Annotated in this window: 18 protein-coding genes; 16 read left to right on the top strand and 2 right to left on the bottom strand. The window is 63.3% G+C overall.

The features are described 5' to 3' along the window. Positions 1 to 43: 43 nt before the first annotated feature. Complete coding sequence (gene ilvD / locus I3253_RS15275; protein WP_197918746.1) at positions 44 to 1894, bottom strand: dihydroxy-acid dehydratase; 1851 nt, start codon at positions 1892 to 1894, stop codon at positions 44 to 46. 608 nt (positions 1895 to 2502) lie between these two features. On the opposite strand from ilvD, the gene urtA reads away from it, so the two are divergent. The 7 genes from urtA to I3253_RS15240 all read left to right on the top strand — a co-directional run bounded on the left by urtA (position 2503) and on the right by I3253_RS15240 (position 10749). Beyond that, entirely contained in the window at positions 2503 to 3783 is a 1281-nt protein-coding gene (gene urtA / locus I3253_RS15270) for an urea ABC transporter substrate-binding protein (RefSeq protein ID WP_197918745.1), read from the top strand. 84 nt (positions 3784 to 3867) lie between these two features. Further along, the gene (urtB, locus tag I3253_RS15265; RefSeq protein ID WP_197918744.1) at positions 3868 to 5799 is read left to right on the top strand and encodes an urea ABC transporter permease subunit UrtB; all 1932 of its coding nucleotides are present in this window, start codon (positions 3868 to 3870) and stop codon (positions 5797 to 5799) included. 102 nt (positions 5800 to 5901) lie between these two features. Then, positions 5902 to 7134, top strand: a complete 1233-nt coding sequence (urtC, locus tag I3253_RS15260; RefSeq protein WP_197918743.1) for an urea ABC transporter permease subunit UrtC — start codon at positions 5902 to 5904, stop codon at positions 7132 to 7134. After that, positions 7131 to 7871 (top strand): urea ABC transporter ATP-binding protein UrtD, encoded by a 741-nt coding sequence (urtD, locus tag I3253_RS15255; RefSeq protein ID WP_197918742.1) that lies wholly within the window; start codon positions 7131 to 7133, stop codon positions 7869 to 7871. Before urtC ends, urtD begins: the two co-directional genes overlap by 4 nt. A gap of 4 nt (positions 7872 to 7875) precedes the next feature. Continuing rightward, complete coding sequence (gene urtE, locus I3253_RS15250; RefSeq protein WP_197918741.1) at positions 7876 to 8571, top strand: urea ABC transporter ATP-binding subunit UrtE; 696 nt, start codon at positions 7876 to 7878, stop codon at positions 8569 to 8571. Positions 8572 to 8654: 83 nt separating this feature from the next. Further along, positions 8655 to 10505: a Na/Pi cotransporter family protein gene (locus I3253_RS15245; protein ID WP_197918740.1), complete on the top strand. Its 1851-nt coding sequence runs from the start codon at positions 8655 to 8657 to the stop codon at positions 10503 to 10505. Next, positions 10474 to 10749 carry a hypothetical protein gene (locus I3253_RS15240; RefSeq protein ID WP_197918739.1) on the top strand — a complete coding sequence of 92 codons (276 nt, stop codon included), beginning with the start codon at positions 10474 to 10476 and terminating at the stop codon, positions 10747 to 10749. The genes I3253_RS15245 and I3253_RS15240 overlap by 32 nt, the downstream gene beginning before the upstream one ends. Here I3253_RS15240 and I3253_RS15235 read toward each other — a convergent pair. Continuing rightward, a complete protein-coding gene (locus tag I3253_RS15235) occupies positions 10734 to 11273 on the bottom strand; it encodes a helix-turn-helix transcriptional regulator (protein ID WP_197918738.1) in 540 nt (179 codons plus the stop codon). The genes I3253_RS15240 and I3253_RS15235 overlap by 16 nt on opposite strands. Positions 11274 to 11423: 150 nt before the next feature. Here I3253_RS15235 and I3253_RS15230 point away from each other — a divergent pair, with 150 nt between their 5' ends. From I3253_RS15230 to I3253_RS15190, 9 genes are all read left to right on the top strand, one after another. After that, positions 11424 to 12731 (top strand): acetylornithine deacetylase/succinyl-diaminopimelate desuccinylase family protein, encoded by a 1308-nt coding sequence (locus tag I3253_RS15230; protein WP_197918737.1) that lies wholly within the window; start codon positions 11424 to 11426, stop codon positions 12729 to 12731. A 31-nt stretch (positions 12732 to 12762) separates the two neighbouring features. Next, the gene (locus I3253_RS15225) at positions 12763 to 14250 is read left to right on the top strand and encodes an ABC transporter substrate-binding protein (protein WP_197918736.1); all 1488 of its coding nucleotides are present in this window, start codon (positions 12763 to 12765) and stop codon (positions 14248 to 14250) included. A gap of 109 nt (positions 14251 to 14359) precedes the next feature. Then, complete coding sequence (locus I3253_RS15220; protein WP_197918735.1) at positions 14360 to 15307, top strand: ABC transporter permease; 948 nt, start codon at positions 14360 to 14362, stop codon at positions 15305 to 15307. Continuing rightward, positions 15304 to 16125, top strand: a complete 822-nt coding sequence (locus tag I3253_RS15215) for an ABC transporter permease (protein WP_197918734.1) — start codon at positions 15304 to 15306, stop codon at positions 16123 to 16125. The genes I3253_RS15220 and I3253_RS15215 overlap by 4 nt, the downstream gene beginning before the upstream one ends. Beyond that, the gene (locus I3253_RS15210) at positions 16122 to 17735 is read left to right on the top strand and encodes an ABC transporter ATP-binding protein (protein ID WP_197918733.1); all 1614 of its coding nucleotides are present in this window, start codon (positions 16122 to 16124) and stop codon (positions 17733 to 17735) included. Before I3253_RS15215 ends, I3253_RS15210 begins: the two co-directional genes overlap by 4 nt. Next, the gene (locus I3253_RS15205; RefSeq protein ID WP_197918732.1) at positions 17722 to 19176 is read left to right on the top strand and encodes an aldehyde dehydrogenase family protein; all 1455 of its coding nucleotides are present in this window, start codon (positions 17722 to 17724) and stop codon (positions 19174 to 19176) included. Before I3253_RS15210 ends, I3253_RS15205 begins: the two co-directional genes overlap by 14 nt. A 95-nt stretch (positions 19177 to 19271) precedes the next feature. Next, the gene (locus tag I3253_RS15200) at positions 19272 to 20015 is read left to right on the top strand and encodes an SDR family oxidoreductase (protein ID WP_197918731.1); all 744 of its coding nucleotides are present in this window, start codon (positions 19272 to 19274) and stop codon (positions 20013 to 20015) included. A gap of 141 nt (positions 20016 to 20156) precedes the next feature. Further along, the gene (locus I3253_RS15195) at positions 20157 to 20741 is read left to right on the top strand and encodes an ANTAR domain-containing response regulator (protein ID WP_197918730.1); all 585 of its coding nucleotides are present in this window, start codon (positions 20157 to 20159) and stop codon (positions 20739 to 20741) included. Further along, complete coding sequence (locus tag I3253_RS15190) at positions 20738 to 21913, top strand: ABC transporter substrate-binding protein (RefSeq protein WP_197918729.1); 1176 nt, start codon at positions 20738 to 20740, stop codon at positions 21911 to 21913. Before I3253_RS15195 ends, I3253_RS15190 begins: the two co-directional genes overlap by 4 nt. Positions 21914 to 22019 lie beyond the last annotated feature (106 nt).

Genomic DNA, 22019 nt, shown 5'->3' with positions numbered 1-22019 from the left:
GGGGCCGCGAACGCGGCCCCGCTACTTCCCCGATCCGGCAAAGTCACTCGTCTTCGTCAACGATCCGCACCGCCCCCAAAGAGGCATTGGCCACATGCGCCGCATAGGCTTTCAACGCGGTCGATACCGCGCGCGGACGCCCCTCGGCCTTCCATGTCCTGCGATCCGCCTGCGGATGCGCGACACGGCGGCGCTCCAGTTCCTCGTCCGACACATCCAGATGGATCAGGCGTTCGGGCACCGACACGCGGATCGTGTCACCATCCTGAACCAGACCGATGATCCCTTTCTCCGCCGCCTCCGGCGACACATGCCCGATCGACAGCCCCGCCGTCCCGCCCGAAAAACGCCCATCGGTGATCAGCGCACAGGATTTGTCCAGCTTCATGGATTTCAGATAGGCAGTGGGGTACAGCATCTCCTGCATCCCCGGCCCGCCCCTTGGCCCCTCATAGCGGATCACCACAAACGATCCGGGCTGCACCTTGCCACCCAGAATACCCTCCACCGCGTCATCCTGGCTTTCAAACACAACGGCCTTGCCGGTAAACTCGTACATATCCTTGATGACACCGGCGGTCTTCAGGATACAACCCTGCTGCGCCAGGTTGCCAAACAGCACACACAATCCGCCCTCTTCGGAATAGGCATGTTCGAAATCGCGCACACAGCCGTCTTCGACATCCAGATCCAGTTCGGTATACATGCGCGACTGGCTAAAGGCCTGGGTGGTGCGCACACCGCCCGGCGCCGCGATGAACATATCGTGCGCCTCGTTGCCCGCGGTCTCGCGGCGTACGTCCCACTTGTCGATGAAATCACCCACCGTGCGTTCATGCACCGTTGCGCAATCGCGGTGGATTTTGCCTTCGCGGTCCAGCTCGCCCAGAATTCGCGCGATCCCCCCGGCGCGGTGCACGTCTTCCATATGATATTCGGGCGTCGACGGCGCCACCTTGCACAGATGCGGGATCTGGCGGCTCAGCCGGTCCATGTCGGCCATGGTGAAATCCACCTTGCCCTCATGCGCAATCGCCAGCAGATGCAGCACCGTGTTGGTCGACCCACCCATGGCAATGTCCAGCGCCATGGCATTCTCGAACGCCTTGAAGGTCGCGATGCCGCGCGGCAGCGCGGTTTCGTCGTCCTGTTTGTACCAGCGGTCACACAGTTCCACCACCTTGCGCCCGGCTTCCTTGAACAGCGCCTCGCGCTTGGAATGGGTCGCCAGCAACGAACCGTTCCCCGGCAATGCCAGCCCCAGCGCCTCGGCCAGACAGTTCATCGAGTTTGCCGTGAACATGCCCGAACACGACCCGCAGGTCGGACAGGCCGACCGCTCCAGCTTGTCCACCTCTTCCTGGCTGCGGTCTTCATCCGTGGCGCCCACGATGGCCGTCACCAGATCGGCCTTGTGCTCGCCATCCTTCAGAATGACCTTGCCCGCCTCCATCGGCCCGCCCGAGACAAACACGGCAGGGATGTTCAGCCGCATGGCGGCCATCAACATGCCTGGCGTGATCTTGTCACAGTTGGAAATGCACACCAGCGCATCGGCGCAATGGGCATTGGCCATATACTCCACACTATCCGCGATCACCTCGCGGGAAGGCAGCGAATAAAGCATCCCGTCATGGCCCATGGCAATGCCGTCATCCACGGCAATGGTGTTCATCTCCTTGGCCACACCGCCGGCATTCTCGATCTCGCGCGCCACCAACTGCCCCATGTCCTTGAGATGGACATGCCCCGGCACGAACTCGGTGAACGAGTTCACCACCGCCACGATCGGCTTGCCGAAATCACCGGTTTTCATACCGGTCGCACGCCACAACGCGCGGGCGGCGGCCATGCGGCGGCCAAAGGTGGATGTCTTGGAACGAAGATCGGGCATCGGGAACTCCTCCGGTCAGCATTTCCCCAGTGCAGGGCCTGGGCAGGGTCTGGCCCAGACGGGTGCCATCCCTACACCCGATTTGCAAGGAAATAGCGCCATTTTGTTACCCGTGCGCGCGGCTTTTTGAAACGGACACCGTGCCGTGGCCGTCAAACCGCGCAACGCAGATCCGCCAGGCGCGCCCGCACGGCCCAAGCCAGGCGACGGTTGCCACTCCAGCGGGGAATCGGCGCCATATTCGGGCAGCGCAAGACACCGAAACACCCCCAACCAGATCGAAAACGGCCACGTCTTGCATAACCGGCGCCCCCGGGACGCCCAAATTGCAGGCAACCGCGCCGACATACGCCCAATATATGCGCAGATACGCCCAATCGCCTAAATTTCCAGCGCCCCGATTTGCGCCTTCGGGCCCATCGCAGAATGGTAAGGGCACCCGACGCGCGGACAGTCTGCTCAACACATTCGGGTGTGTGACGACCCTACGAATTGGACCTCGATCAGGGCCGCCACACGGATCGCAACATCAAGTTGCAGGGTTCGAGGTAGGATCAATTGCGCCCCCGCGCAAGAGGATGCCGCCCAAACCCTGCTGGAGGACGCACATGAACTTCCTGAAATCCACCCTCGCCGGCGCCACCATGCTGGCCGGCCTGACGGGTACGGCCTTTGCCGCCGAAGACACCATCAAGATCGGTGTTCTGCACTCGCTCTCGGGCACCATGGCCATCTCGGAGACCACGCTCAAGGACACCATGCTGATGCTCATTGACGAGCAGAACAAGAAGGGCGGCGTGCTGGGCAAACAGCTCGAAGCGGTCGTGGTTGACCCGGCCTCCGACTGGCCGCTGTTCGCCGAAAAGGCCCGCGAACTGCTGACTGTCGAAAACGTCGACGTGATCTTTGGCAGCTGGACCTCGGTCAGCCGCAAATCGGCCCTGCCGGTTCTCGAAGAACTGAACGGCCTGATGTTCTACCCGGTTCAGTATGAAGGCGAAGAAAGCTCGAAAAACGTCTTTTACACCGGCGCCGCACCGAACCAGCAGGCGATCCCGGCAACGGATTACTTCCTCGAAGAACTGGGAGTCGAGAAATTCGCCCTTCTGGGGACCGATTATGTCTATCCCCGCACCACCAACAACATCCTTGAAAGCTATCTCAAGGACAAGGGCATCGCCGCAGAGGACATCTTCGTCAACTACACCCCGTTCGGCCATTCCGACTGGTCGAAAATCGTGGCCGACGTTGTGGCCCTGGGTGCCGACGGCAAGAAGGTTGGCGTGATCTCCACCATCAACGGTGACGCTAATATCGGCTTTTACAAGGAACTCGCCGCCGCAGGCGTGTCCGCCGACGACATTCCCGTCGTGGCCTTCTCGGTGGGTGAAGAGGAGCTGTCGGGCCTCGACACCACCAACCTCGTCGGCCATCTCGCCGCATGGAACTACTTCCAGTCCGCCGAAAGCGACCTGAACGACGAGTTCATCGCCAAGTGGAAGGCCTTTGCCGGCGAAGATCGCGTCACCAATGACCCGATGGAGGCCCATGTGATCGGCTTCAACATGTACATCAAGGCGGTTGAAAAAGCCGGCACCACCGATGTCGATGCGGTGCGCGAAGCGATGTACGGCATCGAAGTGCCCAACCTGACCGGCGGTACCGCCGTGATGCTGCCCAACCATCACCTGGCCAAGCCGGTGCTGATCGGTGAGATCCAGGCCGACGGCCAGTTCGACATCATCAGCCAGACCGAAGAAGTGCCCGGCGATGCCTGGACAGACTTCCTGCCGGAATCGGCGATCCTCAAGTCGGACTGGCAAGAACTGGGCTGCGGTATGTACAACACCGAAACCAACAGCTGCGTGCAGATCAAGTCGAACTACTGATCGCACCCACCCGCCATCGGGGCAGGCGCCAACGCGCCTGCCCGCTTCGGCCGATCCTCTTCCCAAATCCCAGGTACTTCCGGAATGCGGCACTTCCTTTCCCTCTTGTGCGCGGCGACGCTGCTCGCCCTGACCCTGCCTGCCCAGGCCGGGCCCACGCAGGATCTTCTGCAAGAGCATGCGGCGCTGATCAACAAGGCCTCGCGCAAGACGATCCAGCCAGCCATCGACGCGCTTGCCGCCAGCGGCCTGCCCAGCGCCCAGACCGTGCTGCAAAAATGGCAGAACAAGGACATGTGGCTGCGCAAGGAGGACGGCCTGTTCTTCTGGGCCGAAGAGATCACCGGGAAAACCTTCCGCCTGTATGATTTCGACACCGCCGCGCCGGTTGGAGATTTTGACAAGGCGGCCCTGAAACAGCTCAAACCCAACAGCGGCGTTCGCGCCATGATCGGCGCCGCCCTGGTGCAATTCCAGCTCTCCGATCCCGATCCGGCGCGCCGCCTGGCGGCCCTCACCGCGATCCAGCGCGATGCCGAGCCCAGCCACCTTGCCCCGCTGCGCGCGTCTATCGCCGGCGAATCCGATCCGGCGATCAAAGCCCGCAAGCAACAGCTTCTCACCCTGCTGACCATCCGTTTTGCCACCGATACGCCCACCCGCGTCGCCGCCATCCAAAGCATCGCCACGGACATTTCCCTCGATACCCGCGCCGCGCTCAATTCGCTGCTGACCAGCAAGATCGTGTTCAATCCGCCCGACAGCGCCAATACCGGCGCCCGTATCACCCCCGGCGATCCGGGACTGTCCGTAGAGGCCGCGTTTGACCTGATGGTCGCCGCCGGCGTCGCCGCGCCCCTGCCCACGCCCGACCAACGCCGCGCCGTGCTGTCCGAAAACATCGCAGGCGGCAAGGTGGGCGGCATTCCACTGGCCCGGCTCAACTCGCAACCCGCGCGTGACCGCGCCTATGCCGCGCTCAATCCCGACTGGTCGCCGAACATGACCAAAGCTACGGTCGTTGCCGACCAGCCCTTTTTTCAGGTCTTTGCCGAGCCTTCCAAGGAAGTGACCGACGCCGCCCGGGATGCGCTCAAATCCATTGAAACCCGCGTCGCCCTGAACCAGGCGCTCGATCTGGCGCTTGACGGTATCTCGCTGGCCTCGATCTTCTTCCTCGCCGCCATCGGCCTGGCCATCACTTTCGGCGTGATGGGCGTGATCAACATGGCCCATGGCGAATTCATCATGATGGGCGCCTATACCGGCTATGTGGTGCAGCAGTTTGTTCCCAACTACACCGTGTCCATCCTGATCGCCCTGCCGCTGGCCTTCCTGGTGACATTTGCCGCCGGTGTCGCCATGGAACGCCTGGTGATCCGCCACCTCTACAACCGCCCTCTGGAAACCCTTCTGGCCACGTTCGGCATCTCCATCGCCCTGCAACAGATCGCCAAGAACATCTTCGGCACCCAGGCCCGCCCCCTCACCGCCCCGGCCTGGCTCGACGGCGCCTGGATACTCAACGACGTGGTCTCGATCTCTTATATCCGCATCGCCATTTTCGCCCTGGCGCTGATCTTTCTATGCGTCTTCCTCTTCATCATGAAACGCACCCGCCTTGGCCTGGAAACCCGCGCCGTCACGCAAAACCCGCGCATGGCGGCCTCGATGGGTATCAACCCGGATCGCGTCAACATGCTCACCTTCGGCCTCGGCTCGGGCATCGCCGGCATCGCCGGCGTCGCCATCGGCCTCTTCGCCAAGGTCACCTCCGAACTCGGCTCCGACTACATCGTGCAAAGCTTCATGACCGTGGTCGTCGGCGGCGTCGGCAATATCTGGGGCACGCTGGCCGGCGCCGCCATGATCGGTTTCCTGCAGAAAGGCATCGAATGGATGAACCCGTCCAACACGCTGGCCGCCCAGACCTACATGATCATCTTCATCATCATCTTCATCCAGTTCCGACCGCGCGGCATCATCGCGCTCAAGGGTCGGGCCGCAGGAGACTGATCGCATGCCCCGTTCTTCATTTTGCCGGAAATACTCCGGGGGAGTCGCCAGCGGCGACGGGGGCAGCGCCCCCTGCCCCCCTTCATCAGGAGGCGCCACCGCATGACCCGCTCCCTCTTCGCCCGCAACCCTTCGGTGCTTGTCTTTCTGGCCTGCCTTGGCCTGTTCACCCTCGGTGTCACCGCGCTTTCCGAGGCACTGGGCACCGGCATGATCTCCACCAGCTTTGTCAAGACGCTCGGGAAAACCCTCAGCCTCAGCCTGATCGCCCTGGCGATGGATCTTGTCTGGGGCTACACAGGCATCCTGTCGCTCGGCCACTTCGCCTTTTTCGGGCTGGGTGGTTACATGATCGGCATGTGGCTGATGTATGAACGCACCCGCGACATCGTCGTCACCTCGATGGCCAATGCCGATATTCCCCCGACACCACAGGAAATCACCGACGCCATCGGCAACCAGATATTCGGCGTGGTCGGCGGATCGGACTTTCCGCTGATCTGGGCCTTCTCGCACAGCCTCGCCCTGCAACTGATCCTCGTGGTCGCCGTGCCCGGGCTGCTGGCGCTGGTCTTCGGCTGGCTCGCCTTCCGCAGCCGCGTGACCGGCGTCTACCTGTCAATCCTCACCCAGGCAATGACACTCGCCCTTGCGCTCTACCTGTTCCAGAACGACAGCGGCCTGCGCGGCAACAATGGCCTCTCGGGCCTGCAAAACCTGCCCGGTCTGGACGACGTGCCGCAATCGGTCGTGTCGCTGTGGTTCTTCTGGGCCTCCGCCCTCGCCCTTGGCCTGGGTTATCTCTTCGCGGCCTGGGTGGTGTCGGGCAAGTTCGGCTCGGTGCTGCGCGGCATCCGCGACGACGAGGCGCGCGTGCGCTTCCTTGGATACTCTGTCGAAGGCTACAAGCTCTTCATCTTCACCGTCACCGCAGTGATCTCGGGCATCGCCGGCGCGCTCTACTACCCCCAGGCCGGTATCATCAACCCGGCCGAGATCGCCCCGATCGCGTCAATCTACCTCGCGGTCTGGGTCGCCATCGGCGGGCGCGGCCGGCTGTACGGCGCGGTGATCGGTGCCGCCTTCGTGTCGCTCGTGTCGACATGGTTCACCGGCGGCCAGGTGCCTTCGATCCCGCTCGGGTTCTACACCATCGACTGGGTCGACTGGTGGCAGGTGGTACTGGGCCTGTCTTTCGTACTCGTCACCCTGTTCGCGCCCAAGGGCATCGGCGGCCTGTTCGACTATTTCACCGGGCGCAAACCGCCCAACCGTCACGGCAAGGATCTCGGTCCCGGCAGCGGCTCGCTCAAGGAACAGGAGGCCGAAGCATGAGCACCCTTCTCGAAGTTTCCGGTGTCTCGGTCTCCTTTGACGGGTTCAAGGCAATCAACAACCTGTCTTTCCAGATCGGATCGGCCGAGATGCGCGCCATCATCGGCCCCAATGGCGCGGGCAAGACCACCTTCATGGACATCATCACCGGCAAGACCAAACCGGACGAAGGCCGCGTCATCTGGGGCGAAAAATCGGTCAGCCTGCTGAAAATGTCCGAGGCCCGGATCGCCCGCGCGGGCGTGGGGCGAAAATTTCAGCGCCCCACCGTGTTCGAGGATCAATCCGTCTTCGACAATCTCCTTCTGGCCCTCAGGAAAGACCGCAACCCGTTCGCTGTCCTGCTCTACAAACGCAATGCCCCCGACACCGAAAAGGTCCATGACCTCGCCGCACAGATCGGCCTTTCCGACCAGCTTGAACGCAAATCGGGAGAGCTTAGCCACGGCCAGAAACAATGGCTCGAAATCGGCATGTTGCTGGCCCAGGAGCCCCGGCTTCTGCTGGTCGACGAACCGGCTGCGGGCATGACGCCCGAGGAACGCGAACACACCACCGCAATCCTCGTCGAAGCGGCCCGCACCCGCGCGGTTGTCGTCGTGGAACATGACATGGAATTTGTCCGCCGGCTCAACTGCCGCGTCACGGTCCTGCATGAAGGCGCGGTTCTGGCCGAAGGCTCGCTGGACCACGTAACCAGCAACAAGCACGTCATCGACGTGTATCTGGGACGCTAGGAATATGCTGAAGATAGAAAACCTCTCGCTGCACTATGGCAGTTCGCAAATCCTGCATGGCATCTCGATGCAGGCCGAACTGGGCAAGACCACCTGCATCATGGGCACCAACGGGGTGGGCAAGACATCGCTGCTCAAGGCCATCTCGGGCACCCACATGCGCAGCTCGGGCGACATAACCTTCAACGCCGAAAAGCTCGGCAAGCTGCCCGCACAGGCCATGGCGCAACTGGGCGTTGGTTATGTCCCACAGGGCCGTGACGTGTTTCCCCTGTTGACGGTGCGCGAAAATCTGGAAACCGGTTACGCCTGCCTGCCCCGTTCCGAACATTTCATCCCCGGCGAAATTTTCGAACTGTTCCCGATTCTCAAGGAATTTCTGCACCGGCGCGGCGGCGATCTTTCGGGCGGCCAGCAACAACAACTTGCCATTGCCCGCGCCCTGATCACCAAACCCAAACTGCTCCTGCTGGATGAACCCACCGAAGGCATCCAGCCCAATATCATCAAGCAGATCGGCAAGGTCATCGATTATTTGCGCGACCGCGGAGACATGGCGATCATCCTTGTCGAACAGTTCTTCGATTTTGCCTACGAGCACGCCGACAGCTTCGTCATCCTGCGGCGCGGCGAGGTGGTCAAATCCGGCGCCGCCGGCGCGCTCGGACGCGAAGAATTGCTTCAGGCGGTATCGGTCTGATCCATCTGCGGGGTCAGTTCCTGCTTGCACCGGCGCGCATGCGCGCCCACACTTGCCCCATCCGGCAAGTGCAAGGCTTTGAATTGAACCGATCCATTCCCGTCCTTCTCGCGGTGGCCTTCCTGCTGATCGGGTTCTGGGCCTATCCGGACATTCAGGAAATCGCCGCCGGGCTGGCCATGTTCCTGCTGGGAATGTCCCTTCTGGAACAGGGCTTTCAGAACTTTTCCGGCGGCGCGCTGGAGCGCATCCTGGAACGTGCCACCGCCTCGATGCCCAAGGCGTTGGGGTTGGGCATTGTGGCAACCGCGCTGATGCAATCCAGCTCGCTGATAACGGTGATCACGATTTCCTTTCTCAGTGCGGGCATGATCACGCTTCTGGGCGGGATCGGCATCATCTTCGGCGCCAATATCGGCACCACCACCGGCGCCTGGCTGATCGCCGGGATCGGGCTCAAGATCGACATTGCCGCCTACGCCCTGCCGATGATCGCGATCTCCGGCGTTCTGGGATTCGCGCCCGGCAAATACCTTGCCGGCAGCGGCCGCATTCTTGGCGGCATCGGCTTTCTCTTCCTGGGCATCTATTTCATGAAAGAGGGCTTTGACGGGATCAGCGGCAATATCGACCTCGCCCGCCTTGCCATGACCGGCGCGCTTGGCCTGATAGTCTATGCCGTCGTCGGTGCGATGATGACCGTGGTGATGCAGTCCAGCCATGCCACGCTGGTCCTGACCATCACCGCGCTGGCCGCCGGGCAGATTACCTATGAAAATGCGCTGGCGCTGGCCATCGGCTCGAATGTCGGCACCACCGTCACCGCCCTGATCGGCGCGATTTCGGCCAATTACCAAGGGCGGCGGCTGGCGCTGGCGCACCTCCTGTTCAACGGGATCACCGCTACCGTCGCGCTCGTCTTCATCAAGCTGCTGGCAGGCGCGGTCCAGATCCTCAGCGACGCCGTCGGCATTGCCACAGACGATTTCACTCTGCGCCTGGCCATGTTCCACACCTTGTTCAACGTCCTTGGCGTGTCTCTCATGCTGCCCTTCGCACGCCAGTTGGTCACCTTCCTGGAACACCGCATTCCCGCACCCAAGGTTGATATCTCGGTGCCGCATTTTCTCAGCGAAGACGTGCTGCGCTTTCCCGAAACCGCCGAGGCCGCCCTGCGCAACGAAATCCGGCACCTGCTGACCAACACGACACGGCTCGCCGCGCGCAATATCGGCATCGACATCGCGCGATTGCGCGGCAGCCCGGACATCGCCGCAGCGGTGTCCGCAATGCCCTTCACCCAGACCCCCGGCATATCCTATGAAACCCGGATCAAGCCGCTCTACGGCGCCATCCTCGAATTCGCCGCCCGCCTCAATGCCGGCGAAATGCCCCCGGCCATTTCCGAGCGGCTCTTTGAACTGCGCGAAGCCGCCGGTCGCCTTTCCCGCGCGGCCAAGGACGCCCAGCATCTGCATCGCAACACCGAATTCTACGCCACTCACTCCAGCGGCAAGGCCACAAGGCTTTATGACGACCTGCGTACCCAGATCGCCCGCATCCTGATCGAGCTCGACGACATGGCCGAGGCCGATCCCGAATCCCGCTCCAGCCTCTGGCTGGATGACGAACGCGTGGAGATTCGCCGCCACCGCGCGCAACTGACCGAGGACGTGGAACAGGCTATCCGCGACGAACGCATCTCGACCACCGCCGCAACCTCGTTCCTCAACGACGCCCGTACGGCGCATCACCTGATGGACAACCTTCTCGAAGCGGCCCGTGTCTGCTATGCCGAAACCGATCCGGCGCTGGCCCAGGTCGAACAGCTTCTGACCATCGAAGAGGACGAGGCCGAAGCCTTCGGTCAGGATCAAATCGCCTCCGAAAAGGAGACCCATAATGGTCCTACGCAAGACAACACGCAAACTTGACGACTATTTCGCCCGCATCGGCCAGCCCGACGCGCCCCGCGTCAAGCCGACGGACGTGGCCAGCATCCTGGCCAAACTGCACAGCAAGGAGGCCGAACTGCTCCGGGCGCTCGAGGAGACCCAAAAGGAAGACCGCCAAAAACGGATTCGCGCCAAACTCCAGGTCGTGCGCGAACAAATCCGACGCGGTGCCCTGCTGCGCGACAAACTCACCCCACCCGCCAACGATCAGGGCGCAAGATAGGTCAAACGGGCCAGAAGTTCCGTCGCATTCCGTACGGCAAAGCGCCGCAAAAGCCGCGCCCGCACATCCTCGATCGTGCGCGGGCTCAATCCCAGCTCGCGCGCGATTTCCTTGCTGGTCATCCCCCGGCCCAGCCCACCAACCACCTGCCGCTCGCGCGGGCTCAGCGGCGCTGCCGGACTGTCGGCGATCACCGCAAATGTCATTACCAGCCGCGCCAGCGGCGCTTCGGGCACCAGCGCATGGGCGCGAAACCGGCACCACAACTGCCCGCCATCCCGGCGCAACATCATGCGTTCATCCGTATAGGCGCTGGTTGCCTGCAACGGCGCCAACCCGATGTCGCGAACCCTGTCAAACTCCTCGTCCGACGCGTACAGCATCCGGAACGACTGTCCCAACAAGTCCGCCCGCGCATAGCCCAGCATCTGGGCAAAACCGCGGTTACAGGCCCGGATCACCCGTTCCTCGGTCAGCACGATCCCCACCGGTGCCTCGTCAAAGGCCAGTTTCTCAAGATCCATGTCACCCCCCACCGTAATCCTACGGTATTGATACCGTAGTATGGTCCGAGCCATCCTGTTCGCGCAACGCCCTGCCTTCTTTTGGCCCGAAATATCCCCGCCGGAGGCTCCCGCGCCCACCGCGCTCGCCCCGGTTTCCCAAGGACCGCAATGACCCAAACGCCCCTGCCCCATCTCTCCCCCCTTCTGGCCCGGATCGAGTCAATGCGCGACGACCTGATCGCGCTCACCCGGGACCTGATCCGCATTCCCACGTTGAATCCGCCCGGCGACTGCTACCGCGACATCTGCGACTATCTCGACACCCGCCTCACCCGGCACGGCTTTGATACCCAGCTCGTGCGCGCAATCGGCGCACCGGGCGACAGCGACAAATATCCCCGCTGGAACATCGTCGCGCGCAAGGAAGGCCGCCATCCCGGCGAATGCGTGCATTTCAACTCGCATATCGACGTGGTCGAGGTCGGCCATGGCTGGACTTTCGATCCCTTCGGCGGCGATGTGTCAGACGGCAGGATCTACGGGCGCGGCGCCTGCGACATGAAAGGCGGGCTTGCCGCCTCCATCATCGCCGCCGAAGCCTTCCTTCAGGAGTTTCCCGACTTCGCCGGCGCCATCGAGATCTCCGGCACGGCCGACGAAGAATCCGGCGGCTATGGCGGCGTTGCCTACCTCGCGGAACAAGGCTTTTTTTTCCCACAACGCGTCCAGCACGTGATCATCCCCGAGCCGCTGAACAAGGATCGCATCTGTCTGGGCCATCGCGGCGGCTGGTGGGCCGAAATCGAAACCTACGGCGAGATTGCCCACGGCTCCATGCCGTTTCTCGGGGATTGCGCCGTGCGCCACATGGGCGCCGTTCTGGACAAGTTCGAAACGGATCTCTTCCCGGCCATGGCCGCGCGCCATACCGATATGCCGGTGGTCCCCGACGGCGCTCGGTCCTCGACCATGAACATCAACTCGATCCATGGCGGCCAGCCCGAACAACCCGCCGATTACACCGGCCTGCCCGCCCATTGCGTACCCGACAGCTGCCGCATCGTGATCGACCGGCGCTATTTGGCCGAGGAATCCCATGCCGGGGTTTCGCGAGAGGTGGAAGACATCCTCAAGCAACTCGAACAAAGCCGCGAAAACTTCCGGTTCTCGCTGCGCGAAATGAACCATGTCGCCCCCTCGATGACCGATCGGGCCGCCCCCGTTGTCGCGACCGTGGACCGCTCGATCACGGCAATCCTGGGAAAGGCGCCGGAATATGTCGCCTCTCCGGGCACCTATGATCAGAAACATATTGATCGGATCGGCAAGCTGAAGAACTGTATTGCCTATGGGCCGGGCATTCTGGAGCTGGCGCACAAGCCCGACGAATATATCGGGATCGAGGATATGATCGACAGCGCCAAAGTCATGGCGCACAGCCTCGCGCAGCTGCTCCTGCCCAAAGGCACCGCGTAAAAAGACAAGAACCAACCAGGGAGTTTTGACAATGCGATTTCTTACCGGACGGCTGGCCATGGCCAGTCTCGTCGCCCTCGCCGCCGGGCTTGGCGCCGCGCAGGCCGCGCAGGACGACATCACCGTCGCGATGCAGCTGGAGCCACCCCATCTCGATCCGACATCGGCCGCCGCACAAGCCATCGACTCGGTCGTCTATATCAACATCTTCGAGGGCCTCACCCGCTTCATGGATGACGGCTCGATCGTGCCGGCACTGGCCAAAAGCTGGGACATCTCTGATGACGGGCTGACCTACACTTTCAATCTGAACCAGGGCGTCACCTTCCATGACGGCACCACATTCGATGCCGAAGATGTCAAATTCTCGCTGGATCGCGCCCGCGCCGAAGACAGCACCAACGCCCAGAAGGCACTGTTTGCCGCCATAGCCGACGTGACAGTCGTGGACCCCATGACAGTACGTCTTACGCTGTCCGAACCCAATGGCAACATGCTGTTCAACCTCGCCTGGGGCGACGCCGTGATCGTCGCACCCGAATCGATTGACGACATCAAGACCAACCCGGTCGGCACCGGCCCCTACAAATTTGCCAACTGGGTGCAGGGCGACAAGATCGAGCTGATGGCCAATGACAGCTATTGGGGCAGCGCCCCGGCGATCAAATCGGCCACCTTCAAATTCATCTCCGATCCCACAGCCGCCTTCGGCGCGGTCATGGCCGAGGATGTCGACGTGTTCACCGGCTACCCGGCCCCCGAAAACGTACCCCAGTTCGAGGCCGACCCGCGATTTCAGGTGCTGAACGTCGCAACCGAAGGCGAAACCATCCTGTCGACCAATAACAAGATGCCCCCGCTCGACAACGTCAAGGTGCGCAAGGCCATCGCCCACGCGATCGACCGTCAGGCCATCATCGATGGGGCCATGTTCGGCATGGGCACCCCGATCGGCACCCATTTCGCACCGCATCATCCCGACTATGTCGACCTGACCGGCAATTCCGGCTATGATCCGGAGTTGTCGAAAAAACTGCTGGCCGAGGCCGGATTTCCCGACGGGTTCACCACCACCCTGAAACTGCCGCCGCCCTCTTATGCGCGGCGCGGTGGCGAGATCATCGCCGCCCAGCTGCGCGCCGTTGGCATAAAGACCGAGACCTCCAATCTTGAATGGGCGCAATGGCTGGAACAAGTGTTCCGGGGCAAGGATTACGGCCTGACCATCGTCAGCCATACCGAACCCTTCGACATCGGCATCTATGCGCGGCCCGATTACTACTTTCAGTATGACAACCCGGCATTCCAGGAACTCTATGCCGAGCTGAACAAGACCACCGATGCCGCCAAACGCTCGGAAATGCTGGCAGAGCTTCAGACAATGATCTCTCTGGACTACGTCAACGGCTACCTGTTCCAGCTGGCAACCCCGACAATCGCCAAGGCCGGCGTACAGGGTCTGTGGAAAAACGCCCCCACCGCCGCCGTCGATCTTCCGGCGATGAGCTGGGCCAACTGACCGTTTCCGGGGGGGCACATTTTCCGTCGCGGAAAATGCCCCGGAAAATTTGAAATTTTCCGGCCCGCCCCCGTGCGGACCGGAACCCACCGGACTGATTTGACCCCACATGCTCCGCTATGCCCTGAAACGCGCCCTGTCGCTGCTCATCAGCCTTGCCATCGCCTCGCTGGTGATTTTCCTGGTGATCGAGGTCGCGCCCGGCGATCCGGCCTCCTACATGCTGGGCATCAATGCCCAGCCGGAAACCGTGGCCGCACTGCGCGCCGAACTGGGGCTGGATGTGCCCAAGATGCAACGTTACCTCGCCTGGGTCGGGGGCATGGCGAGGGGCGATTTCGGCACCTCCTACACCTATCGCACCCCGGTGGGGCAGATGATTGCCGATCGCATGTGGGTCTCGCTGCCGCTGGCACTTTACGCGCTCGCCCTGTCCACGCTTATCGCCTTTCCGGCGGGGATCTACGCTGCCGCACGACGCGGCAAACCCGGTGACATCGCCGTCATGGGCGCCACCCAGCTTGGCGTGGCCGTACCGAACTTCTGGTTTGCCATGATGCTGGTGCTGATCTTCGCCATCAACCTGCGCTGGTTCTCCGCCGGCGGCTTCCCCGGCTGGGACATAGGCTTTTTCCTCGCGCTGAAATCCCTCACCCTGCCCGCCATCGCTCTGGCGCTGCCACAATCGGCCATCCTGGCGCGGGTCATGCGATCCTCGCTGCTCGACATCCTGTCCGAAGATTTCATGCGCACCGCCCGGGCCAAGGGCCTGTCTCGCCGTCAGGCCCTCTGGCGCCATGGGCTACGCAACGCCCTGATCCCGGTCCTGACCATCATCGGCCTGCAATTCTCCTTTCTGCTCGCCGGCGGCATCATCATCGAACAGGTCTTCTTTCTGCCCGGCCTCGGCCGCCTGATCTTCCAATCCATTTCCGCCCGTGACCTGATCGTGGTGGAAAGCGTGGTCATGCTGCTGGTCTTTTCAGTAATTCTCGTGAACTTCCTCGTCGATCTGGCCTATGCCGCCGTCGATCCCCGCCTTCGGAGCCGCACATGATCCGCTCGCGCAACCTCCTGATCGGCGGCACCCTGTGCCTGATTGTCGTTACCGCCGCCCTGCTCAGCTTTGTCTGGACGCCCTACGACATCAGCCAGATGGACATCCCCAACAAGCTGCAAAAGCCCAGCGCCGCCCACTGGTTCGGCACCGACCATTTCGGACGCGACATCTTCTCGATGATCATGATCGGCGCACGCACCTCGCTGGCCGTGGCCATCGTTGCCGTGGGTATCGGCATGGGGCTGGGCGTGCCGCTCGGCCTTTGGGCGGCGGCCAACAAGGGCGGCTGGGTCGACGAAATCATCATGCGCGGCAATGACCTGATCTTTGCCTTCCCGTCCCTCGTCATCGCCATCCTGATCACCGCCATCATGGGCGCGTCGGCGCTGAACGCGATCATCGCCATCGGCATCTTCAACATCCCGGTCTTTGCCCGCCTCACCCGCTCGGGCGCCCTGTCGCTCTGGGAGCGTGAATTCATCCTCGCCGCGCGCGTCGCCGGCAAATCCAAACCCCGCATCAGCGCCGAACACATCCTGCCCAATGTCGCCAACCTGCTGATCGTGCAGGGCACCATCCAGTTCTCCCTGGGCATCCTTGCCGAGGCAGGTCTCTCCTATGTCGGCCTTGGCGCACAGCCGCCCACGCCGTCCTGGGGCAGGATGCTGGCCGATGCGCAAACCATGGTCAGCTTCGCCCCCCACCTTGCCCTCGTCCCCGGCCTTGCCATCGTCACCGCCGTTCTGGGCCTCAATCTCCTTGGCGACGGCCTGCGCGACCTGCTTGACCCCAAGATCCGCGTGGCCCGCACATGACACTGCTTTCTGTGGAAAACCTCTCGCTGAACATCGGAGATACTCCGATCCTGCGCGACGTTTCCTTCACCATCGCACCCGGCGAGATCGTGGCCGTCACCGGCGAAAGCGGCTCGGGCAAGTCGATGACCGCCTTTTCGGTGATGCAACTCCTGCCCGAAGCCGCGCATACCACCGGACATATCCGCCTGAACGATCAGGACCTGCTGTCGCTCAGCGAACCACAGTTGTGCGCACTTCGCGGCAACGATATCGGCATGGTCTTCCAGGAACCCATGACCGCGCTCAACCCGGTGAAAACCATCGGTGCACAGGTCATGGAAACCATCCTGATCCACACAGCGATGACGCCCGACCGGGCGAAAGAGCAGGCCCGCGACATGCTCTCCCGCGTCGGCCTGCCCCCTGACCGCTTCCCGCTCTCCCGCTATCCGCATGAACTGTCGGGCGGCCAGCGTCAGCGTGTTGTCATCGCCATGGCCATTGCCCTGCGTCCCCGCTTGCTGATCGCGGATGAACCCACCACCGCGCTCGACGTGACCACCCAGGCCCAGATCCTTGATCTGCTCAAGGAACTCGTCGCCGAATTCGGCATGGGTTTGATGATGATCACCCATGACCTTGCCGTCGTCTCGGACATGGCCGACCGCATCATCGTCATGCGCCAGGGCGAGATCGTCGAACAGGGCGAAACCCGCGCGCTGTTTGGCGAAATGAAACACCCCTACACCCGCGCCCTGTTCGAGGCATCGGGCCACCGCGTCGATCTGCCCGACGCACCTGACGGCCCCGACCCGATCCTTGCAGTCCGGAACGCCGTGCGCGACTACCCCCTGCCACGCACCCGGCTGTTTGCGCCCCGCGAACACCACCGCGCGGTCAACGATATCTCCTTCACCATCCACAATGGCGAACGCGTCGGCCTCGTGGGTGAATCCGGGTGCGGCAAATCCACCCTGACCCGCGCCATCCTTGGCCTTGAACCGCTGCAATCGGGTGACATCACCGCCTTCGGCCACCCTGTCGGCCCGGCAATGAACCCGGCCCTGCGCGCCGGCCTGCAAGTGGTGTTCCAGGACCCCTATGGCAGCTTCAACCCCCGCCACCGGGTGTCCCGCATCATCACCGAACCGTTCCACCTCCTGCCCGATCCGCCCGGCGGCGCAGACCGCGACACCGCAATCGCCACGGCGCTCACCGCCGTTGGCCTTTCTCCGTCCGACGCCACCAAATATATCCACGAGTTTTCCGGCGGTCAGCGCCAGCGCATCGCCATTGCCCGCGCCCTGATCATCCGCCCCAAGCTCATCATCTTCGACGAGGCGGTTTCCGCCCTCGATGTTTCCATCCGCGCCCAGATCCTCGACCTGATCGCCGATCTCTCCCGGTCTCACACTCTCTCCTACCTCTTCATCTCGCACGACCTGTCCGTCGTGCGCACCGTCACCGACCGCGTGCTGGTGATGAAATCCGGCGAAATCGTCGAACAGGGTGTCACCGAACAGGTCTTTTCCAATCCGCAACACCCCTATACCCAAACCCTGATCGCCGCCGCCCCCGTGCTGCCCGATCTCTCCCACCTCAAAGAGAATTCACATGTCCCTGCCTGACCTCTGGTTCGATCCGTCCCTCTGCCTGATCAACGGCGCCTGGGTGCCGCCCGCCTCCGGCGACACGCTCGACCTGATCAACCCGTCCGACGGCACCCCGCTTGCCGCCATCGCGCGTGGCGCCGCGCCCGACATCAACGCCGCCGTCGCCGCCGCCCACAGCGCGCGACAAGGCGACTGGGGTGCCGCCACGGCCGTGGAACGCGGCCGCATCCTTATCCGTCTTGGCCAACTGGTGCTCCAGCACACCGAAACGCTCGCCCTGCTCGAAGCGCTCGACGTGGGCAAACCCCTCACCCAGGCCCGAAACGACGTGATCGCGCTGGCGCGCTACTGCGAATTCTACGGCGGCGCGGCGGACAAGGTGCATGGCGAAACCATCCCCTATCTCGACGGCTACACCGTCTACACACTGCGCGAACCCTATGGCGTGACCGGCCATATCGTACCATGGAACTACCCGATGCAGATCATCGGCCGCTCGGTCGGCGCGGCGCTGGCGATGGGCAATGCCTGCGTTCTCAAGCCGGCAGAAGAAGCCTGCCTCACCGCGCTCGCCTTTGCTGATCTCGCCCAACAGGCCGGCTTGCCCCCCGGCGCGCTCAACGTCGTGCCCGGCCTCGGCGCCGAAGCGGGCGCCGCGCTCGCCGAACACCCCGGCATTCAACACATCTCATTCACCGGCTCGGTCGCCACAGGCAGCCTGATTCAGGCCGCCGCCGCCAAGAACGTGGTCCCGGTCACGCTCGAACTCGGTGGCAAATCCCCACAACTGGTGTTCGCGGACGCCGATCTTGACGCCGCCCTGCCCTTCCTCGTGAACGCAGGCATCCAGAACGCCGGGCAAACCTGTTCCGCCTCCTCGCGCATCCTCGTGCAGCGCCCCGTCTATGACGAGGTCCGCGCCCGCATGAGCACCGCCTACAAAAACTTGCGCGCCGCGCCCGCCACCGACAATCTCGAACTCGGCCCGCTGATTTCCACCCGCCAGCAACAGATCGTACAGTCCTTCCTCGATAAGGGCGCCGATCTCGACACCGCCGCCACCGGCCAGATCGTCTCCAACGCCCCGGCCAACGGCGCCTATATCGCCCCCACCCTGTTTGCCGATGTCGCCCCCGACCATGCCCTGGCCCAACAGGAAATCTTTGGCCCCGTGCAGGTGCTGATCCCGTTTGACACCGAAGAAGAGGCGCTCGAAATCGCCAACGGCACCGATTACGGCCTCGTCGCCAGCGTCTGGTCGCAAAACGGCGCCCGCCAGATGCGCCTCGCCAGGGCACTCCGCTCCGGTCAGGTCTTCCTCAACAACTATGGCGCGGGCGGCGGGGTGGAACTGCCCTTTGGCGGCACCGGCAAATCCGGCCACGGCCGCGAAAAAGGCTTCGAGGCCCTCTTCCATTTCTCACAGCTCAAAACCGTCGCCGCGCTGCACGGATAACCCGCGCCACCCGCTCTTTCATTGTTCCCGAAAATACTCCCGCCGGAGGCATCCAACAGCCCGCCCCGGCGCACCAGCCAAAAAGGACCACGCCCATGCGTCTTGCAAACAAAACGGCCATCGTCACCGGAGGCGCCCAGGGCTTCGGCGCCGGCATCGTTGACAAGTTCCTCGCCGAAGGCGCCAGGGTCATCGTGGCCGACATCAACACCGACGCGGCGCAACGCAAGGCCGCCGAACACGAACACGCCGCCCCCTGCACCGTGGACGTGGCCAACAGTGACAGCGTTCAGGCGATGATTGACGGCGCCCTTGCCCAATGGGGCCATATCGACATTCTCGTGAACAACGCGGGCGTCACCCACCTGCCCGCGCCGATGGAAACCGTCACCGAAGACGATTTCGACCGGGTCTTTTCGGTGAACTGCAAATCCATCTACCTTCTGGCCCGCGCCCTCGTCCCGCATATGAAGGCCCGCGCATCGGGCGCGATCCTCAATGTCTCCTCCACCGCCGGCCTCTCCCCGCGCCCCAATCTCAACTGGTACAATGCCTCCAAGGGCTGGGTGAACACCGCCACAAGAACCATGGCGGTGGAACTTGCCCCCTTCGGCATCCGTGTCAACGCGCTCAACCCGGTCGCCGGAGAAACTCCGCTGCTGAAATCCTTCATGGGCGAAGACACCCCCGAGATGCGCGCCAAATTCCTCGCCACCATTCCCCTGGGCCGCTTTTCCCAACCCGAGGACATGGGCAACGCCGCCGCCTTCCTCTGCTCGGACGAGGCCAGCATGATCACCGGCACCCTGATGGAGGTCGATGGCGGGCGCTGTATCTGACACGCCCAACAATTCACCAATCCGCCATCATTTGCCCAAAAAGCAGGCGATGCCGCCCCCGGCATTGCCCTCCCCTCTGGCTGCGTCCCAACACAGCGCCTACCACGGTCCCAACACCCAATTCAGGACCGCGCCACGCCCGTGCCCAGCCAACTCACCATTTTGATCGTCGAACCCGACAAGACCCGCGCCGAGGCGATCATCGATAGCCTCGTCGCCACCGGGGATCACCATATCAAGGTGCTTGCCGGGCATACCGGGCTGGCCCGTTCCGTCGCAGAGATGAATCCCGATATCGTGCTGGTCGACATCGCCAACCCGTCCCGCGACGTGATCGAGGAACTCACCCTCGCCTCCTCGCCGCTCGAACGCCCGGTGGCGATGTTTGTCGACCGGTCGGATGACAGCATCACCAAGGCCGCGATCGAGGCCGGGGTCTCGGCCTATGTGGTGGACGGGCTGCGCGCCGACCGGATCCAGCCGGTGATGGATGCCGCCATTGCCCGGTTTCACATGTTCTCGCGGATGCGCAGCGAACTGGCAGCCACCCGGCGCGCGCTCGAAGAACGCAAGATCATCGACCGCGCCAAAGGCATCCTGATGCGCGCGCGCAACCTCTCCGAGGACGAGGCCTATGCCCTGATCCGCAAGACCGCGATGAGCCAGGGCCGGAAAATCGCCGATGTCGCCCAGGCCCTGGTCACGGCGGCGGACCTGCTGTCATGAGAATACAGCCCCTCACCGTCGGCTTCATGCCGCTTGTCGATGCCGCCCCGCTGATCGTCGCCCGCGAGTTGGGCTTTGCCGAGGAGGAAGGGCTCGGTCTCACCCTGCAATCCGGCCCCTCCTGGTCCACCCTGCGCGACCGGCTTGTACTGGGCCAGATCGAGGCCGCCCACATGCTTGCCCCGGTTCCCGTCGCCATGGCGCTGGGGCTTGGCGGCATTTCCACGCCGCTCGATGCCCTTTCCGTGCTTTCGGTGAACGGCAATGTAATCGGGCTGTCCAACCCCGTCGCCGCCCGCCTGTACGACACCGGCTTTACACCCGATTTCACAAACGCCACAGCAGCCAGAAATGCCCTGGCCGCGATCGACGGCCCGCTACGGATCGGCGTGCCGTTCCCGTTTTCCATGCACACCGAATTGCTGCACTACTGGCTGGGCGGGCACGGCGACACCGATCCGCGGTCTCTCGACATCCGCACCATCCCGCCGCCCCTCATGGCAGACGCCATCGCGGCGGGCGAGATCGACGCCTTCTGCGTCGGCGAACCCTGGGGCTCGATCACGGTGGAAAACGGCGGTGGCGAACTGCTCCTGCCCGGCGCCGCAATCTGGAACTTTGCCCCGGAAAAGGTGCTTGCCGCCCGCGCCGGGTGGACCGCCGCCAACCCGGATCTGACCGGACGCCTGATGCGCGCCGTGTGGAAGGCCGCCCGCTGGCTTGGCGATACGTCAAAACGCTCGACCGCCGCCGACATTCTCGCCTGGCCGGAATATCTCGGCTTGCCCGCCGAAATCCTGGAACGCGCCCTGACCGGCCGCATGATCCTGTCCCGCCACGCCCCCGCGCGTCATGTTCCCCGCATGGTCGCCTTCTTTGATGGGGCCGCCACCTTCCCGTGGAAATCCCAGGGCGCCTGGATCGGCTCCCGGATGGCGCGGCGTCTCGGCCTTGATCCGGCCTGGGCCGCCGACAAGGCCGCCGCCGTCTTTCGCACCGACCTGTATCGCCAGCACCTCGCGCCGCTTGGGGTCGATATGCCGGGCGCCTCCGAAAAACTCGAAGGCGCACTGGCCGTCCCCACCCCGGTGGCGTCGGACAACGGCACGCTTAGTCTGGGCCCGGATGCGTTTTTCGATGGCCGGGTTTTTGACCCTCAATCGCCCGGCTGATCAAAAATTGTGCAGTCGCAGCGCGAATTGCGGCGGTGCAGCAATTTTTCCGGAAAACACGCGGCGAATCCTTGCACCCCGCCCCGCCCCGCGCCCAAATAAGTTC

Source organism: Thiosulfatihalobacter marinus (genome assembly GCF_016019955.1).
GTDB lineage: Bacteria > Pseudomonadota > Alphaproteobacteria > Rhodobacterales > Rhodobacteraceae > Shimia > Shimia marinus_A.
Note: the sequence above shows the minus strand (reverse complement) of the source record. Positions and strands in the feature narration are given on the sequence as shown.

What these genes read in the sequence shown, in the direction of transcription:
- ilvD (WP_197918746.1), bottom strand. Translation starts at nt 1,894, where the DNA reads ATGCCCGATCTTCGTTCCAAGACATCCACCTTTGGCCGCCGCATGGCC.
- urtA (WP_197918745.1), top strand. Translation starts at nt 2,503, where the DNA reads ATGAACTTCCTGAAATCCACCCTCGCCGGCGCCACCATGCTGGCCGGC.
- urtB (WP_197918744.1), top strand. Translation starts at nt 3,868, where the DNA reads ATGCGGCACTTCCTTTCCCTCTTGTGCGCGGCGACGCTGCTCGCCCTG.
- urtC (WP_197918743.1), top strand. Translation starts at nt 5,902, where the DNA reads ATGACCCGCTCCCTCTTCGCCCGCAACCCTTCGGTGCTTGTCTTTCTG.
- urtD (WP_197918742.1), top strand. Translation starts at nt 7,131, where the DNA reads ATGAGCACCCTTCTCGAAGTTTCCGGTGTCTCGGTCTCCTTTGACGGG.
- urtE (WP_197918741.1), top strand. Translation starts at nt 7,876, where the DNA reads ATGCTGAAGATAGAAAACCTCTCGCTGCACTATGGCAGTTCGCAAATC.
- I3253_RS15240 (WP_197918739.1), top strand. Translation starts at nt 10,474, where the DNA reads ATGGTCCTACGCAAGACAACACGCAAACTTGACGACTATTTCGCCCGC.
- I3253_RS15235 (WP_197918738.1), bottom strand. Translation starts at nt 11,273, where the DNA reads ATGGATCTTGAGAAACTGGCCTTTGACGAGGCACCGGTGGGGATCGTG.
- I3253_RS15230 (WP_197918737.1), top strand. Translation starts at nt 11,424, where the DNA reads ATGACCCAAACGCCCCTGCCCCATCTCTCCCCCCTTCTGGCCCGGATC.
- I3253_RS15225 (WP_197918736.1), top strand. Translation starts at nt 12,763, where the DNA reads ATGCGATTTCTTACCGGACGGCTGGCCATGGCCAGTCTCGTCGCCCTC.
- I3253_RS15220 (WP_197918735.1), top strand. Translation starts at nt 14,360, where the DNA reads ATGCTCCGCTATGCCCTGAAACGCGCCCTGTCGCTGCTCATCAGCCTT.
- I3253_RS15215 (WP_197918734.1), top strand. Translation starts at nt 15,304, where the DNA reads ATGATCCGCTCGCGCAACCTCCTGATCGGCGGCACCCTGTGCCTGATT.
- I3253_RS15210 (WP_197918733.1), top strand. Translation starts at nt 16,122, where the DNA reads ATGACACTGCTTTCTGTGGAAAACCTCTCGCTGAACATCGGAGATACT.
- I3253_RS15205 (WP_197918732.1), top strand. Translation starts at nt 17,722, where the DNA reads ATGTCCCTGCCTGACCTCTGGTTCGATCCGTCCCTCTGCCTGATCAAC.
- I3253_RS15200 (WP_197918731.1), top strand. Translation starts at nt 19,272, where the DNA reads ATGCGTCTTGCAAACAAAACGGCCATCGTCACCGGAGGCGCCCAGGGC.
- I3253_RS15190 (WP_197918729.1), top strand. Translation starts at nt 20,738, where the DNA reads ATGAGAATACAGCCCCTCACCGTCGGCTTCATGCCGCTTGTCGATGCC.